The organism is Streptomyces sp. NPDC058195 (assembly GCF_042883525.1).
Taxonomy (GTDB): Bacteria; Actinomycetota; Actinomycetes; order Streptomycetales; family Streptomycetaceae; genus Streptomyces.
Window position 1 is genome coordinate 181,014 of record NZ_JBHVVM010000010.1, and the last position, 14,914, is coordinate 195,927.

13 protein-coding genes are annotated in these 14,914 nt (G+C 73.0%); 6 read left to right on the forward strand and 7 right to left on the reverse strand.

All coding sequences use genetic code 11. From position 1 onward, the window contains the following. Window positions 1–5 precede the first annotated feature (5 nt). Together ACFVWY_RS15580 and ACFVWY_RS15585 are read left to right on the forward strand one after the other, a co-directional pair. The gene (locus ACFVWY_RS15580) at window positions 6–1,997 is read left to right on the forward strand and encodes a hypothetical protein (RefSeq protein ID WP_389871880.1); all 1,992 of its coding nucleotides are present in this window, start codon (window positions 6–8) and stop codon (window positions 1,995–1,997) included. 41 nt (window positions 1,998–2,038) lie between these two features. Then, on the forward strand, window positions 2,039–3,145 hold the full coding sequence (locus ACFVWY_RS15585) for a tyrosine-protein phosphatase (protein ID WP_389871882.1): 1,107 nt from the start codon (window positions 2,039–2,041) through the stop codon (window positions 3,143–3,145). A 72-nt stretch (window positions 3,146–3,217) separates the two neighbouring features. On the opposite strand, the gene ACFVWY_RS15590 is transcribed toward ACFVWY_RS15585, so the two are convergent. Next, window positions 3,218–4,357, reverse strand: coding sequence for an ADP-ribosylglycohydrolase family protein (locus ACFVWY_RS15590; protein WP_389871884.1), 1,140 nt, complete (start codon window positions 4,355–4,357; stop codon window positions 3,218–3,220). 77 nt (window positions 4,358–4,434) lie between these two features. On the opposite strand from ACFVWY_RS15590, the gene ACFVWY_RS15595 reads away from it, so the two are divergent. Further along, window positions 4,435–4,713 (forward strand): DUF6343 family protein, encoded by a 279-nt coding sequence (locus tag ACFVWY_RS15595; RefSeq protein WP_389871886.1) that lies wholly within the window; start codon window positions 4,435–4,437, stop codon window positions 4,711–4,713. A gap of 18 nt (window positions 4,714–4,731) precedes the next feature. Here the strand turns inward: ACFVWY_RS15595 and ACFVWY_RS15600 are convergent, their stop codons facing one another. The 3 genes from ACFVWY_RS15600 to ACFVWY_RS15610 all read right to left on the reverse strand — a co-directional run bounded on the left by ACFVWY_RS15600 (window position 4,732) and on the right by ACFVWY_RS15610 (window position 6,826). Then, window positions 4,732–5,100: a tetratricopeptide repeat protein gene (locus ACFVWY_RS15600; RefSeq protein ID WP_389871889.1), complete on the reverse strand. Its 369-nt coding sequence runs from the start codon at window positions 5,098–5,100 to the stop codon at window positions 4,732–4,734. Between the two features lie 141 nt (window positions 5,101–5,241). Further along, on the reverse strand, window positions 5,242–5,844 hold the full coding sequence (gene coaE, locus ACFVWY_RS15605; protein ID WP_389871892.1) for a dephospho-CoA kinase: 603 nt from the start codon (window positions 5,842–5,844) through the stop codon (window positions 5,242–5,244). A 43-nt stretch (window positions 5,845–5,887) separates the two neighbouring features. Then, window positions 5,888–6,826, reverse strand: a complete 939-nt coding sequence (locus ACFVWY_RS15610; protein WP_389871894.1) for a PAC2 family protein — start codon at window positions 6,824–6,826, stop codon at window positions 5,888–5,890. Window positions 6,827–7,292: 466 nt separating this feature from the next. Here ACFVWY_RS15610 and ACFVWY_RS15615 point away from each other — a divergent pair, with 466 nt between their 5' ends. Further along, window positions 7,293–8,255, forward strand: a complete 963-nt coding sequence (locus tag ACFVWY_RS15615) for a nitrous oxide reductase family maturation protein NosD (protein ID WP_389871896.1) — start codon at window positions 7,293–7,295, stop codon at window positions 8,253–8,255. A gap of 106 nt (window positions 8,256–8,361) precedes the next feature. Here ACFVWY_RS15615 and rpsA read toward each other — a convergent pair whose 3' ends face one another. Continuing rightward, window positions 8,362–9,873, reverse strand: coding sequence for a 30S ribosomal protein S1 (gene rpsA / locus ACFVWY_RS15620; RefSeq protein ID WP_072483117.1), 1,512 nt, complete (start codon window positions 9,871–9,873; stop codon window positions 8,362–8,364). A gap of 396 nt (window positions 9,874–10,269) precedes the next feature. Here rpsA and ACFVWY_RS15625 point away from each other — a divergent pair, with 396 nt between their 5' ends. Then, complete coding sequence (locus tag ACFVWY_RS15625; protein ID WP_389871899.1) at window positions 10,270–11,082, forward strand: class I SAM-dependent methyltransferase; 813 nt, start codon at window positions 10,270–10,272, stop codon at window positions 11,080–11,082. 116 nt (window positions 11,083–11,198) lie between these two features. Continuing rightward, window positions 11,199–13,697 (forward strand): ATP-dependent helicase HrpB, encoded by a 2,499-nt coding sequence (gene hrpB / locus ACFVWY_RS15630; RefSeq protein ID WP_389871901.1) that lies wholly within the window; start codon window positions 11,199–11,201, stop codon window positions 13,695–13,697. On the opposite strand, the gene ACFVWY_RS15635 is transcribed toward hrpB, so the two are convergent. Both ACFVWY_RS15635 and ACFVWY_RS15640 read right to left on the reverse strand, forming a co-directional pair. Beyond that, window positions 13,684–14,673: a DUF3068 domain-containing protein gene (locus ACFVWY_RS15635; RefSeq protein ID WP_389871903.1), complete on the reverse strand. Its 990-nt coding sequence runs from the start codon at window positions 14,671–14,673 to the stop codon at window positions 13,684–13,686. The two genes, hrpB and ACFVWY_RS15635, sit on opposite strands and share 14 nt — an antisense overlap. Before the next feature lie 14 nt (window positions 14,674–14,687). Next, entirely contained in the window at window positions 14,688–14,825 is a 138-nt protein-coding gene (locus ACFVWY_RS15640; protein WP_352274982.1) for an SPW_0924 family protein, read from the reverse strand. Between the last annotated feature and the right edge of the window lie 89 nt (window positions 14,826–14,914).

Genomic DNA, 14,914 nt, shown 5'->3' on the forward strand with positions numbered 1-14,914 from the left:
CGGTCTTGCGCCACCGCCTGCTGCGCGGGCTGCTGGCGGTGGCACTCGGCGCCGCCGTCCTGCTCGTCCCGGACGCCCCCGCGGCCCGCGCCGCCGGGTCGTCCGGGCCGGGCTGCGACCCGCTGGCCCCCACCGAGTGCCTGCTGCCGTTCCCGAACGACTGGTACACCCGGCCCGATCCGGCCACCGACACCGGCCGCCGGGTCTCCTTCGCCACCACCGCGCTGCCGCCCGCCGCGGCCGGGCGTCCCGTGGTTCCGACGGCCTGGAACCGTTCCGACGGCTTCTCCCCCGGCTCGACGCTGATCGCGCACGTCCCCGGCCTCGACCCGGCCGCGACCGGCGCGGCCCCCCTCACCGACATCGGCCGCTCCCTCGCCCCCGACGCCCCGGTCGTCCTGCTGGACACCGCGACCGGCGAGCGGTGGCCGTACTGGGCCGAGGCCGACGCCAACGCCACCGGCCCCGCCCGCCGGGCCCTGCTGATCCACCCCGCCCGCAACCTCCGCGAGGGCCACCACTACGCCGTGGCCCTGAGGAACCTCAAGGACGAGGCCGGGCACCCCATCCCGGCGGCCGCGCCGTTCGCCGCCGTCGCCGGAAGGCCACTGCCCGCCGGGCATCCGCTGCGTACCCGGCAGCACCGGCTCCGGCCCGCGCTCGCGGCGCTGCGCGGGGCCGGGGTGCGGACCGAAGGGCTCTACCTCGCCTGGGACTTCACCGTCGCGAGCGCCCGCGGCCTCAGCGGTGACCTCTTCGCCGTGCGCGACGACGCCTTCCGCCGCCTCGGCGGCCGGTCGCCCGCGTTCACCGTCACCGGTGTCACCGACTTCACCGCCGGACAGGACGCCCGGATCGCCCGCGAGGTGACCGGCCGGATCGAGGTGCCCGGCTATCTGGACCGGCCCGGCGGCCCGCCCGGCTCCGTACTGCACCGCGGCCGTGACGGGCTGCCCCGGCGTCTCCCCGGGAGCATCCAGATCGCCGAGTTCCGCTGCGAGATACCCCGCTCCGCGTTCCGTACCCCGGCGCACCCGGCGCTCTACGGGCACGGCCTCCTCGGCCGCCGTGCGGAGGTCGGCGCGGGCAACGTCAAGGCGATGGCCGCGGAGCACAACTTCACGTTCTGCGCGACCGACTGGATCGGAATGGCCGAGGAGGACATCCTGGCGGTGGTCGGCGCGCTGTCCGACCCGAACCTCTTCCCCGCCGTCCCCGAACGCACCGAACAGGGCCTGCTCAACGCCCTCTTCCTCGCCCGCGCCCTGATCCACCCCGCCGGACTGACCAGCGACCCGGCCTTCCGCGACGGGAACGGCCGCCGGCTCGTCGACATCCGGCACGGCATCGGATACGACGGCAACAGCCAGGGCGGCATCCTCGGCGGCGCCCTGCTGGCCGCCTCGCCCGACATCCGGCGCGGCGTCCTCGGCGTCACCGGCATGAACTACGGCCTGCTCCTCAACCGCAGCGTCGACTTCGCACCGTTCCAGCAGGTCCTGGACGCCTCCTACCCGGACAAGCTGCGCCAGCAGATCGTCCTCCAGCTGTTCCAGATGGTGTGGGACCGCGGCGAGACCAACGGCTACGCGGCCCGCCTCACCGACCGCCACCAGGTGCTGATGCACGTCGCGTACGGGGACCACCAGGTCGCCAACGCGGCGGCCGAGGTGGAGGCGCGCACCATCGGCGCCCGGCTGATCAGCCCGGCGCTGCCGCCCGGCCGCAGCCCGGACACCGTCCCGTACTGGGGCATCAGGCCCCTCGACCGGGACGAACTGCCCTACCGGGGTTCCGCGATGACGGTGTGGGACAGCGGCACCCCCTCCCCGCCGGTCACCAACACCCCGCCCGCAGGCCCGCAGTACGGGCACGACCCGCACTCCGACCCCCGCAACTCGCCAGCCGCGCGTCAGCAGAAGGCCACCTTCCTGACCACCGGCCGTGTCATCAATGTCTGCGGCACCACACCGTGCACCGCCGCACCCACCTCCTGACCCCCCGCCACGCCCCGCAAGGGACGCAGACAAGGAGCACCATGCGCACGCACCGCATCGCCCAGGCCGCCGTCACGGCCGCGCTGCTCACCGGCACCCTCCTCGCCCCGCCCGCGCTCGCCGCCGCCCCCGCCGGTGCCCCCGCGGCAGGCGCCCCGGCCTCCGCGCAGGCCACCACGCGCGCCGCCGTACCGTTCACGGCGGCCACCGCCAAGCGCGCCGCCGACGGCGGCTACACGCTCTCCTGGGCCTCCGGCGCCGGATCGGTCACGGTCACCGCCCTCGCCTCTCCCGACGCCACCACCGGCACCCCGGTGGGCACGGCCCCCGGCACCGGTTCACTGACCGTCCCCGCCGGGGCCCTCGCCGCCACCGGGCGCTGGTATTTCCGCCTGGTGCCGGACAGCGGCTCCCCGCTCGTCATCGCCGAGCGCTCGGCCGGCATCGAATCCGCCCGCAACTTCCGGGACATCGGCGGCTACCGCACCACCGACGGCCGCTGGGTGCGCCCCGGCCTGGTCTACCGTTCCAACAAGATCAACAAGCTCAGTGACGCCGAGCAGCAGCTGCTGCTCTCCCAGCGCCTCACGCTCGACATCGATCTGCGCAACGCGGTGGAGCGCTACCAGGACCCGGACCGGCTGCCCGCCGGGGTGACGTACCAGGTCGCCGACGTGGTCTCGTTCGACCACGGCATCCGCTTCCACGACTCGGCGCTGATGACACTGGCCGAGGCCATCGCGGCCGGGCTGTTCTCCGGCTCGTCCGACCTCGGCCAGTCCATCGGCTACCCGTTCATGGTCAACTTCGTGGGCGCCGACTACGCCTTCCGCGACCTGGTCACCGCCGTCGCGAACAACGACTCCGGCGCGACGGTCTACCACTGCAGCTCGGGCAAGGACCGCACCGGCTGGAGCACCGCCGTCCTGCTGACCCTGCTCGGCGTCCCGCGCGAGACCGTCGAGGCGGACTTCCTCGCCAGCAACGACTACCTGGGCAACCCCAAGGCCGTCGAACTGAGCTGGCTGCGTGCCGCGTTCGCCCAGGTCGACAAGATATACGGCGACTTCGGCAGCTACGTGCGCGAGGGGCTGAGGCTCGACGACGCGACGGTGGCGAAGCTGCGCGCCAAGCTCCTGACCGGCTGAACCGGCCACCACCGCCGGACCGCCTGACGCACCGCCAGCGCCCGGCGTTCCGGCGGGCGGCGCCCCCGTCCGTCAGTACGCCGGGTAGCGGCCCTCCGGCCAGGCCACCGCCTGCTCGAACTCCAGGCACAGATCGTCGGCCAGCTCACCGATCACGGCCCGGCCCTCGGTCGCCACCAGCCAGGAGGGCGGGAGGTGTACGTCACCGTGGCGGGCGCCGAGCAGATTGCCGCAGATCGCCCCCGTGGAATCGCTGTCGCCCGAGTGGTTGACCGAGAGCAGCAGGGCGGCGGCGACCTGGTCGGCGCCTGGCAGCACCAGCGCGCTGTACACGGCGATGGCCAGGGCCTCCTCGGCGACCCAGCCCGCCCCCAGGCTCTCCGCCTTCTCACCGGCCGGCGCGCCCTCCGCCGCCAGGTCGAGGGCGGCCCGCAGCGCCGCGGAGGTCTCCTCGTGGCCCGGGTGGCGGCGCAGCAGCTCCATCGCCCGCAGCACGGCGCCCTCGGTTGAGTCGCCTTCCAGCAGATGCGCGATGATCGCGGCGAAGGCCCCGGCCGCGTACGCACCGGTCGGATGGCCGTGGGTGATCTGCCCGCACCAGTACGCGAGCCGGAAGGCCGCCTCGGGGTCCTGTCCCACCAGCCCGAAGGGCGCGGAGCGCATCACCGTTCCGCATCCCTTGGAGCCGGTGTTGACGGGGCCGGGCGCGCCGAGACGGTCGGCCGGTTCGGGAACGTGGCCGGTGGCGAGGCCGGTCAGGCAGGCGTTGCCGGGGGCGCGGCGCGCGTAGAGCCAGGGCTGCTGCCTGAGCCAGCCGGTACGCACCGCACTGCCGCCGCCCGCGCGCGGCGGCGCGGGGTGGTTCTGGGTGTCCAGCCAGCGCAGATAGGCGTTCCGTACGGTCCGGGCCGTGGCTCCGCCATCGCCGTGGCCACCACCGCCACCGCCCTTCGCCCTCGCCAGGGAATGGGCCCTGATCAGCCCCTCCGCGGTGAACAGGGTCATCTGCGTGTCGTCCGTGACCCGGCCGACGACGCCCTCGCCGTCCGGGACGAGCCCCGTCACACCGTGCTCACCGCACGCACGCCGGATGCCGGCCAGGGACAGGAACTCCACCGGGTTGCCCAGCGCGTCCCCGATCGCCCCGCCCAGCAGGCAGCCCCGGATCCTCGCCCTGCGGCCCGTACGGTCCTCCCACGATGTGCCGTTCACGCGCGTTCCCCTCGATCGGATGTCGTCCTGCGCCGAAACGCCGTCGCGGGTCCATCCTGGTAGAAGAGGCGATCGCCATGCGTACCGGCAATGAACCGACGACGGCCCGCAGTGCGCTGCGGCTGCGGCTCTGCCTGAGTCTATGGGGCCTGGCCTGGGCACTCTTCGGCCTGGTCGCCTTCACTCTGGCCGACCGGGACGGCTGGGCCGTCGCCTGCGGGCTGCTGGTGCTGCTGGTGCTGGTGGACCTCACCGTGATCGTCCACCACATCCACCAGGGCCCGCACTACCAGCCCGGCCGCACCATCCCGCCGTACGAGCCCGACCACGGCGGACACCGCAGGTACGGGCACTGAGCGGGGGTGACCCGGGCCTCAGTCCTGGACCGGGAAGCGGGCCGCCCTCAGGTACTCCGGGTTCGGGTCCAGCGCGGCCGCCAGCCGGAAATGCCGGGCGGCCCGGCCGGTCCGGCCGGAGCGCTCGAAGGTACGGGCCAGCGCGAAGTGCGCGAAGGCGTTGTCCGGCTCACGCTCCAAAACCAGCTCGAATTCGAGCTCGGCGGGACGCAGCTGGGCGGCGGCGAAGAAGGCGCGGGCGCGCAGCAGCCGGGCCGCGGTGTTCTCCGGATGCGCCGCGATCACCGAGTCCAGCAGCTTCACCGCGCCCCGCGGGTCGCGCGCGTCCAGCAGCCGTTCGGCCGCGCGGAAGTCGATGACATCGGTCTCCGGAGTCCTCTCGGGCACGGTCTCGTCCTTCCCTTCGGGCCTTCGTACGCGTCGCACCGGCCCGGCCCGGCTCGTATGCAGGCCCCTTGTCCCACCAGGTGTCCAACGCCCGCCCCGGGACCGGTATTCCGTACGGGACCGGGCCCCGAGGCCGTGGGGTCAGCCGGCCGCGGCCCGCCGGGTCAGCTCCGCCCAGACCTCGCGGACCTGCGGCTCCAGTTCCGCGAGCGACCCGTCGTTGTCGATGATCAGATCGGCCACGGCGCGCCGCTGCTCGCGGGTGGCCTGGGCGGCCATCCGGGCCCGTGCCTCGGACTCGGTCATGCCGCGCAGCCGGACCAGCCGGTCGAGCTGGGTCTCGGGGCGTGCGTCCACGACGACCACGAGGTCGTAGAGCGGGGCGAGGCCGTTCTCGGTGAGCAGGGGTACGTCGTGGACGACGACCGAATCGGGGCCCGCGGCGCGCTCCAGCTCGGCGGAGCGGGCGCCGACCAGCGGGTGGACGACGGCGTTGAGCGCCGCGAGACGACCGGCGTCGGCGAAGACGATCGAGCCGAGCTTCGGCCGGTCCAGGGTGCCGTCGGCGGCGAGGACGCCCTCGCCGAACTCGGCGACCACGGCGGCGAGCCCGGGGGTTCCCGGCTCGACCACCTCGCGGGCGATCCGGTCCGCGTCGATCAGCACGGCCCCGTATCCGACGAGCAGCCGTGACACTTCACTCTTGCCGGCGCCGATCCCACCGGTCAGGCCCACCTTCAGCATGACCCGCAGCCTAGTACCCCGGCCCACGGCCGGGGGGGAGCGGTCAGACGTCGCCCTCGCGCTCCGCCAGGAAGCGCTCGAATTCCAGGCCGATCTCATCGGCCGACGGCAGGTCCACCGGTTCGGCGACCAGGTTTCCACGGGTCTCGGACCCGGCGACCGCGTCGTACTGATGCTCAAGGCCCTCGACCAGCGAGACCAGCTCCTCGTCGCCCTGGCCGATCTGCCGCTCGATCTCGGTCTGGGTGCGGTGCGCCTCCGTACGCAGCGTGTGGGCGACGGCCGGCAGGACCAGGCCCGTCGCGGCCGTGATCGCCTCCAGCGCGGAGAGCGCCGCGTCGGGGTACGCGGAGCGGGCGACGTAGTGCGGAACGTGGGCGGCGACACCGAGGACGTCGTGCCCGGCCTCCATCAGCCGGTACTCCACCAGGGCCTCCGCGGAGCCGGGAACCTGCGCTTCGTCGAAGGGGCTGCGGTGGCCGGGCATGAGGTCGGTGCGGTTGCCGTGCGGGGTGAGGCCCACGGGGCGGGTGTGCGGGACGCCCATCGGGATCCCGTGGAAATTCACCGCGAGGCGGACTCCCAGGCGCTCGACGATCTGCTCGACGGCGGCGGCGAAGCGCTCCCACTCCACGTCGGGCTCGGGGCCGGACAGCAGCAGGAAGGGCGCCCCGGTGGCGTCCTGCACGACCCGGACGTCGAGCGTCGGGGTCTCGTAGGCGGTCCAGCGGTCGCGGCGGAAGGTCAGCAGCGGGCGCCGTGCGCGGTAGTCGACGAGTCGGTCGTGGTCGAAGCGGGCCACGACCTGGTGCGGCAGCGAGTCGAGCAGGTTGTCCACGATCTGCTCGCCGGTCTCACCCGCGTCGATGTATCCGTCGAAGTGGTAGAGCATGACCAGGCCGGCCGATTCCTGGGCGAGCGCCATGTCGACGACGGCCAGCCCCTTCGGCTCCCATTCGTACAAACTCTGCGGATCAGGCACGGTTACCGCTCCTCCTCGTATTCGTCGGGAAGAACGTCCGGCAGCGCACATGCATTCCCGGACTGTGCCCCTTCACCCGCCGGTTCATGCCGGGCCAGGCGCCAAAGCGCCGGAGCGAAGGCCACGGTACGCGCACGCCCCCGCCCCGAGCCGTTCCACACCGGCGCCCGGAAGCCCGCCTCTTGACCGTCACGCGCCCGAACAGCGCCCCGTACCAGTTGAGTTGGCGGCTGCACGGGACCGCTGCCGACGACAACGGGCCGTGCCGCACCCCGGCCGCCCCACCCGTCCCACACATGCGTTCCCCGGTTCGCCCGGACCGCCCATCCGGGAACCTCGTGCGGCATTGGTCCAGACATTGACACGGCCGCACGGCGTCCCTACCGTCACTGGGCAGCACGTTCAGAGGCTCGCCCCGCATTCATGTACGAGAACCTCGAACTCCTTCGACGGGAAGGCACCCCCCATGCGCACCCGCACGCTGCTCCCGGTCCTGCCTGCCACCGCCCTCGCCACCTGCGGCCTCGCCCTCGCTGCCGCCACCGCGGCCGGGGCCGACGCGGTCATCGACGTCAGCACCGCCGCCCAGCTCAAGTCCGCCCTCGCCGCGGCCTCCCCCGGCGACACCATCCGGCTCGCCGACGGTACCTACACCGGCAACTTCAAGGCGACCGTCCCCGCCACCGCCGCCGCCCGGATCACCCTCACCGGCTCGGCCAAGGCGGTCCTCACCGCGAGCGGGGGCTACGGGCTGCATCTCAACGGCGCCTCCTACTGGACCGTCCGGGGCATCACCGTCACCGGCGGCCAGAAGGGGATCATGGCCGACACCGCCACCGGCGTCGTCATCGACTCGGTGACCGTGCATGGCCTCGCCATGGAGGGCGTCCACTTCCGCAAGTCCAGCAAGGACGGCGTCCTCAAGAACTCGCGGATCTACGACACCGGCAACGACGGACGCGGCATGGGCGAGGGCGTGTACGTCGGCACCGCCAACGACCTCTCGGACCGGAGCGACCGGGTGCAGATCCTGGACAACACGATCGGCCCCGGGGTCGGCGGCGAGAACGTCGACGTCAAGGAGGGCACCACCGGGGTCCGGATCGTCGGCAACACCTTCGACGGCAGCGGACTGACCGGCGTCCACTTCGACGACTCCTGGGTCGACGTGAAGGGCAACGACGTCCTGGTCGAGAACAACAAGGGCACCCACACCGCCAACACCGGCTACGAGACCCACACCCAGCAGAGCGGCTGGGGCTGCGGCACCGTCTTCCGGGGCAACACCTCCGACCTGAGCGGTGCCTCCGGCGACAAGCGCCTCGCGATCAACGTCACCAACTACGGCTCCGGCTGTCCGACCACCGTCTACAGCAGCAACACGGTGACCGGGGGCAAGGGGCTGACCAACATCAGCGTCACCCCGTAGCGGCCCCGCGGGCGGTCGCGGACACGCATGAGGCCCGCTCCCCGAAGGGAGCGGGCCTCACTTTCACCTACTGCGGCCGATCATCGGCCGGAGGGGGCACGGAGCGTCAGCTCTGGCCGCCCGCCAGCTTCTCGCGCAGGGCAGCCAGGGCCTCGTCCGACGCCAGGGCGCCGGAGTTGTCCGCGGACTCCGAGGAGTACGAGCCGCCACCGCTGCCGCCGGAGGCAGCCGGGGCGCCACCGGCCGGGGCGGCAGCGCCCTCGGCAGCAGCGGCCTCGTCGGCCTCGCGGGACTTGATGACCTGGGCCTGGTGCTGCTCGAAGCGCTGCTGCGCCTCGGCGTACTGCGTCTCCCACGCCTCGCGCTGGGTCTCGTAGCCCTCGAGCCAGTCGTTGGTCTCGGGGTCGAAGCCCTCGGGGTAGATGTAGTTGCCCTGGTCGTCGTAGGACGCGGCCATGCCGTACAGGGTCGGGTCGAACTCGACCGAGGCCGGGTCGGCACCGAAGGACTCGTTGGCCTGCTTCAGCGAGAGGCTGATGCGACGGCGCTCGAGGTCGATGTCGATGACCTTGACGAAGATCTCGTCGTTGACCTGGACGACCTGCTCCGGGATCTCCACGTGGCGCTCGGCCAGCTCGGAGATGTGGACCAGACCCTCGATGCCCTCGTCGACGCGCACGAACGCACCGAACGGAACGAGCTTGGTGACCTTACCGGGAACGACCTGCCCGATCTGGTGCGTGCGGGCGAACTGCTGCCACGGGTCTTCCTGCGTCGCCTTGAGCGACAGCGAGACGCGCTCGCGGTCCATGTCGACGTCGAGAACCTCGACGGTGACCTCCTGGCCGACCTCGACAACCTCGGAGGGGTGGTCGATGTGCTTCCAGGACAGCTCGGAGACGTGCACGAGACCGTCGACGCCGCCGAGGTCCACGAACGCACCGAAGTTGACGATCGAGGAGACGACGCCGGAGCGGACCTGACCCTTCTGCAGGGTCGTGAGGAACGTCTGGCGGACCTCGCTCTGGGTCTGCTCCAGCCAGGCACGGCGGGACAGGACCACGTTGTTGCGGTTCTTGTCCAGCTCGATGATCTTGGCCTCGAGCTCCTTGCCCACGTAGGGCTGGAGGTCGCGGACACGGCGCATCTCGACGAGGGAGGCCGGCAGGAAGCCACGGAGGCCGATGTCGAGGATGAGACCACCCTTGACGACCTCGATGACGGTACCGGTGACGATGCCGTCCTCTTCCTTGATCTTCTCGATCGTGCCCCAGGCACGCTCGTACTGAGCGCGCTTCTTGGACAGGATGAGGCGGCCTTCCTTGTCCTCCTTCTGGAGAACCAGGGCCTCGATCTCGTCGCCGACCTTGACGACCTCGTTCGGGTCGACGTCGTGCTTGATCGAGAGCTCGCGGGAAGGGATGACGCCTTCGGTCTTGTAACCGATGTCGAGCAGGACCTCGTCCCGGTCGACCTTCACGATGACGCCGTCGACGATGTCGCCGTCGTTGAAGTACTTGATCGTCTCGTCGATCGCGGCGAGGAAGGCTTCCTCGTTACCGATGTCGTTGACCGCTACCTGCGGGGTGGTGGCGGTGGTCTCGGTGCTGCTCGTCATGTGGGAAAGGGCTCCGGTACGGACAGTGAGTCGTAGGTACTGCTACGCCGGGAGCCCGTATCACCTCTGCCGAATTCCAGACAGCTCGGGAAGCGCCGACCCGCTTGGCGGGAGGCGCCTCGTGAACCGAGGGGCATACAACAGATGCGAGCGCGGCCTGCTAGGTCTGAGGCGCGCAGGCTCGCAGCGCAACTTGTAGCATACGGGGGCAGCCGGGCACGGTCAATGCGCGAAGGCGCACACCGGGGGCGCTCCGGCGCATATCCGGTGCAACTCGTGCGCTCTGTGGCCGGATCCGCCCCGGAAGAATCCGTGCGCACAGGCACCGTACTCACAAGTACCCCCTGGTGCGTGCCGCATGCGGCGGGGTGAAGGCAAACTACAACGACGGACACGATGAGCCAAGAGATCTACGCGGCCGAACCCGAGGCGACCCGCCGCGAGGCGTCGGAGACCGAGAGCAGCCGGGCAAGCCGCGGCTGGTGGGACCGGAACGCCGACGAGTACCAGAGCGACCACGGCGGCTTCCTAGGTGACGACCGCTTCGTCTGGGGGCCGGAGGGCCTCGACGAGGCGGAGGCCGGGCTGCTGGGCCCCGCCGCCTCGCTGCGCGGGCTGGACGTCCTGGAGATCGGCGCGGGCGCCGCGCAGTGCTCGCGCTGGCTCGCCGCCCAGGGGGCCCGCCCGGTGGCGGTGGACCTCTCGCACCGGCAGTTGCAGCACGCCCTGCGGATCGGCGGCGGGGTTCCGCTGGTGGAGGCGGACGCCGGGGTGCTCCCGTTCCGGGACGGCTCCTTCGACCTGGCGTGCTCCGCCTACGGCGCGGTGCCGTTCGTGGCCGACCCCGTGCGGGTCTTCCGCGAGGTGCGCCGGGTGCTGCGGCCGGGCGGCCGCTGGGTCTTCTCGGTGACGCACCCGGTCCGCTGGGCGTTCCCGGACGAGCCGGGTCCGGAGGGCCTCTCCGTCGCGGCCTCCTACTTCGACCGCACCCCCTACGTCGAGCAGGACGAGCGGGGCGAGGCCGTCTACGTCGAGCACCACCGGACGCTGGGCGACCGGGTGCGGGACGTGGTGGCGGGCGGCTTCCGGCTGGTGGACCTGGCCGAGCCGGAGTGGCCGGCCTGGAACCACCAGGAGTGGGGCGGCTGGTCCCCGCTGCGCGGCAACCTCATCCCGGGCACCGCGATCTTCGTCTGCGTACGGGACTGATCCCCGTCCGCGGCCGGCCCGTACGCGCACGGGGCTGATCCGTCCGCGTACGGGCCGGACCGGCGGCGTACGCGACTGGGGTACGGGCCGGACCGGCGGCGTACGAGACTGGGGGCGTGATCCGTACCGATGCCCTGGACCAGTTGCCCGTACGCACCGCGCTGCCCGCCCTGGAGCGGGCGCTCGACGACCGTGGCGTGGCGGTGCTGTGCGCGCCGCCCGGCACCGGCAAGACGACGCTCGTCCCGCTGGTACTGGCCGGGCTGACCGGGCGCGGCCCGGTGCGCCGGGTGGTGGTCGCCGAGCCCCGGCGGATCGCCGCGCGGGCGGCGGCGCGGCGGATGGCGTGGCTCCTCGGGGAGCGGGCCGGCGAGCGGGTGGGCTTCACGGTGCGCGGGGAGCGTGTGGTGGGGCCCGGCACGGTGGTCGAGGTGGTGACCACGGGGGTACTGCTCCAGCGGCTCCAGCGCGACCAGGAGCTGGCCGGGGTCGACGCGGTGATCATCGACGAGTGCCACGAGCGGCATCTGGACGCGGACACGGTCGCCGCGTTCCTGCTCGATGTGCGCGAGACCCTGCGGCCCGGTCTGCGGCTGGTCGCCGCCTCCGCGACGACGGACGCGGCGGGCTGGGCGCGGCTGCTGGGCGACGCCACGGTGGTCGAGGCCCAGGGGGTCGCGCATCCGGTGGAGGTGGTCTGGGCGCCGCCCGCGGCACCCGTGCGGCCGCCGCACGGGATGAGGGTCGATCCGGCGCTGCTGGCACATGTCGCCGCGACGGTGCGCCGGGCGCTGGCCGAGCGGGACGGCGACGTGCTGTGTTTCCTGCCGGGCGTCGGCGAGATCGGGCGGGTGGCGGGGCAGCTGACGGGCACGGGCGCCGAGGTGCTCCAGGTGCACGGGCGTGCCCCGGCGGCGGTGCAGGACGCGGTGCTGGCCGGTTCGTCCGGCGGGCGGCGGGTGGTGCTGGCGACCTCGGTGGCGGAGTCGTCGCTCACGGTGCCGGGGGTGCGGGTCGTGGTCGACTCGGGGCTGGCCCGGGAGCCGCGTACCGATCACGCCCGGGGGCTGAGCGCGCTCACGACGGTGCGGGCCTCGCAGGCGGCGGGGCGGCAGCGGGCGGGCCGGGCCGGGCGGGAGGCGCCCGGGACGGTGTACCGGTGCTGGGCGCAGGCGGAGGACGGGCGGCTGGCGCGGTTCCCGTCCCCGGAGATCCGGGTCGCGGACCTGGCGGCGTTCGCCCTCCAGGCGGCGTGCTGGGGCGATCCGGACGCCTCGGGCCTCGCGCTGCTCGACCCGCCGCCCGCCGGTGCGATGGGCGCGGCGCGCGAGGTGCTGGCGGCGATCGGCGCGGTGGACACGGACGGGCGGGTGACCGACCGGGGCGTGCGGATGTCCCGGCTCGGCCTGCACCCCCGGCTGGCGCGGGCGCTGCTGGACGGCGCGGCCGAGGTGGGCGGGCGGCGGGCCGCCGAGGTGGTGGCGCTGCTGAGCGAGGAGCCGCCCCGGGAATACGGGGACGATCTGGCGGCGGCGCTGCGCACCGCGCGGCGGGGCGGGGACGGTTACGCGGCGCGGTGGCGGCAGGAGGTACAGCGGCTGTCCGCCTCGCTCGGCGGGGCGGACGGGCACCCGGGGACGCAGGACGCGGCCGTGGGGCTGGTGGCCGCGCTGGCCTTCCCGGAGCGGGTGGCGCGGGCCCGGGGCGAGGGGGCGTTCCTGATGGCGTCCGGGACGGGTGCGGAGAGCGGGGAGGGCTCGGGGCTGCGCGGTGCGCCCTGGCTGGCGGTGGCGGTGGCGGACCGCCCGGTGCACGCGGCGTCGGCGCGGGTGCGGCTGGCCGCGGTGATCGACGAGGGCACCGCTCGGGCGGCGGCCGGACACCTGCTCCGGGACGGCGAGGAGGTGCGCTGGGCGGACGGCGACGTGGTGGCGCGCCGGGTGGAGCGGCTGGGTGCGATCGAGCTGACGGTGCGCCCTCTCACGCGTCCGGTGCCGGACGCGGTGCGGGAGGCGCTGGTCGAGGGTCTTCGGCGGGAGGGACTCGGGCTGCTGCGCTGGACGCGGGAGAGCGAGCAGCTGCGGGAGCGGCTCGCCTTCCTCCACCGCGAGCTGGGCGAGCCCTGGCCCGGGATGTCCCGCGAGGCGCTGCTGGAGCGTACCGGGCAGTGGCTGGAGCCGGAGCTCTCGCGGGCCCGGCGGCGGGCGGATCTGGCCCGGATCGACGCGGGGCAGGCGCTGCGGCGGCTGCTGCCGTGGGCGACGGGCGAGGCGGTGCGGCTGGACGAGCTGGCGCCGGAACGGATCGAGGTGCCGAGCGGTTCCCGGGTGCGGGTGGAGTACGGCGGGGCGCAGCCGGTGCTGGCGGTGAAGCTCCAGGAGCTGTTCGGGCTGCGCGAGACGCCGCGGGTGGCGGGGGTGCCGGTGCTGGTGCACCTGCTGTCACCGGCCGGGCGCCCCGCGGCCGTCACGGCGGATCTGGCGTCGTTCTGGAAGGACGGCTACCGGGCCGTGCGGGCGGAGCTGCGCGGCCGCTACCCGAAGCATCCGTGGCCCGAGGATCCGGCGACGGCGCAGGCGACCCGGTTCACCAGCGCCCGGCTCAGGCGGGGGTAGGGGCGGGGTCCGGTTCCGCGGGCGCGTCCGGGCGGCGGGAGCGGGCCTCCAGCCACAGGGCGAGAGCGAGCAGTCCGCCGCCGAGGACCAGGAAGCCCCAGGGCAGGTAGGCGGTGAGCAGCAGGACCAGCAGGCGCTGGGACTTGACGAGGTCGACGATCGACTCGACGTAGTCGGGGCGCATCTTCACGTGTCCGGCGAACACGGTCATGGTGTCCTCGGGCATCCCCATCTTCTTGGCGTTGCGCAGCTCCTCCTTGTGGATCTCCTCGCCGTTGACCGGGGCTCCGGTGACCGGGTCCACCCAGAACATGCGCTTGGTGGTGTACCAGCGGGTCATGCCGGTCTTGGCGATCTGTTCCGGGCTGACGCCCTGGATCGGCATCTTCTTCGGCATCGGGACCTTGGTCCACGGGATCGTCTGCTCGAAGTAGTAGACCTCCATGCCGCGGAAGGTGCGGGTGCCCCCGTAGTGGATGGGTGAGCTGGTGCGGGCCTGGGCGTCGAAGTACTCGTAGTCGCGCTTCTCGGTGAGGAAGGGCCACTTGAACTCGATGCCCTCGCGCCGGACCGGGTCGCCGTCGACCATTTCGCCGGTGGCGTGGACGGGGGCCTGGCTGTGGGCGTCGAAGATGTAGCGCTCGGGGATCTCGGAGACCATCTTGCCGTCCGGCCCGGCCACGTAGCTGAGGGCGTCCCAGACCACGACGTCGCGGCCCGCGCTGCGTTCGATGCGCTCGGACTCCTCGACGTTGCCCTTGAGGGTCTGCACGATGGTGACCTTGGGGACCGTCTTCACCTTCATGTTGTCGTTGTAGTCGAGGAGTGTGGCGGGCTTCGCCTCCAGCACCGTCTCCTGGTACTGGCTGGGCGGGATCTTCGCCAGTCTGGGAAAGGCGTACCAGCGCAGCAGGGGCGACAGGGCGGTGAAGAAGACGGCGAAGGCCAGGAGTACGAGGCTGGCTCGGCGGCGCATGGTGGTGCCACCCCCTAGTTCTTGGGGCCGGGGACGGTGGTCAGCAGGGGTTTGGGCGAGGTCTTTCCGGGCGGGGCGCCGATCGCGCTGATGGTGAGGACGAGCGCGAGGGCGGCGGCCAGTCCGATGGCGGCGGCGACGAGGGCACGCATGCGGTCCTCCCGGAGAACATCAATCTGATGGGCCGTCAGGGTGCGGGCACCGTAGCAACGCGGGCGCGAGATGAGAACACGTGGAACAG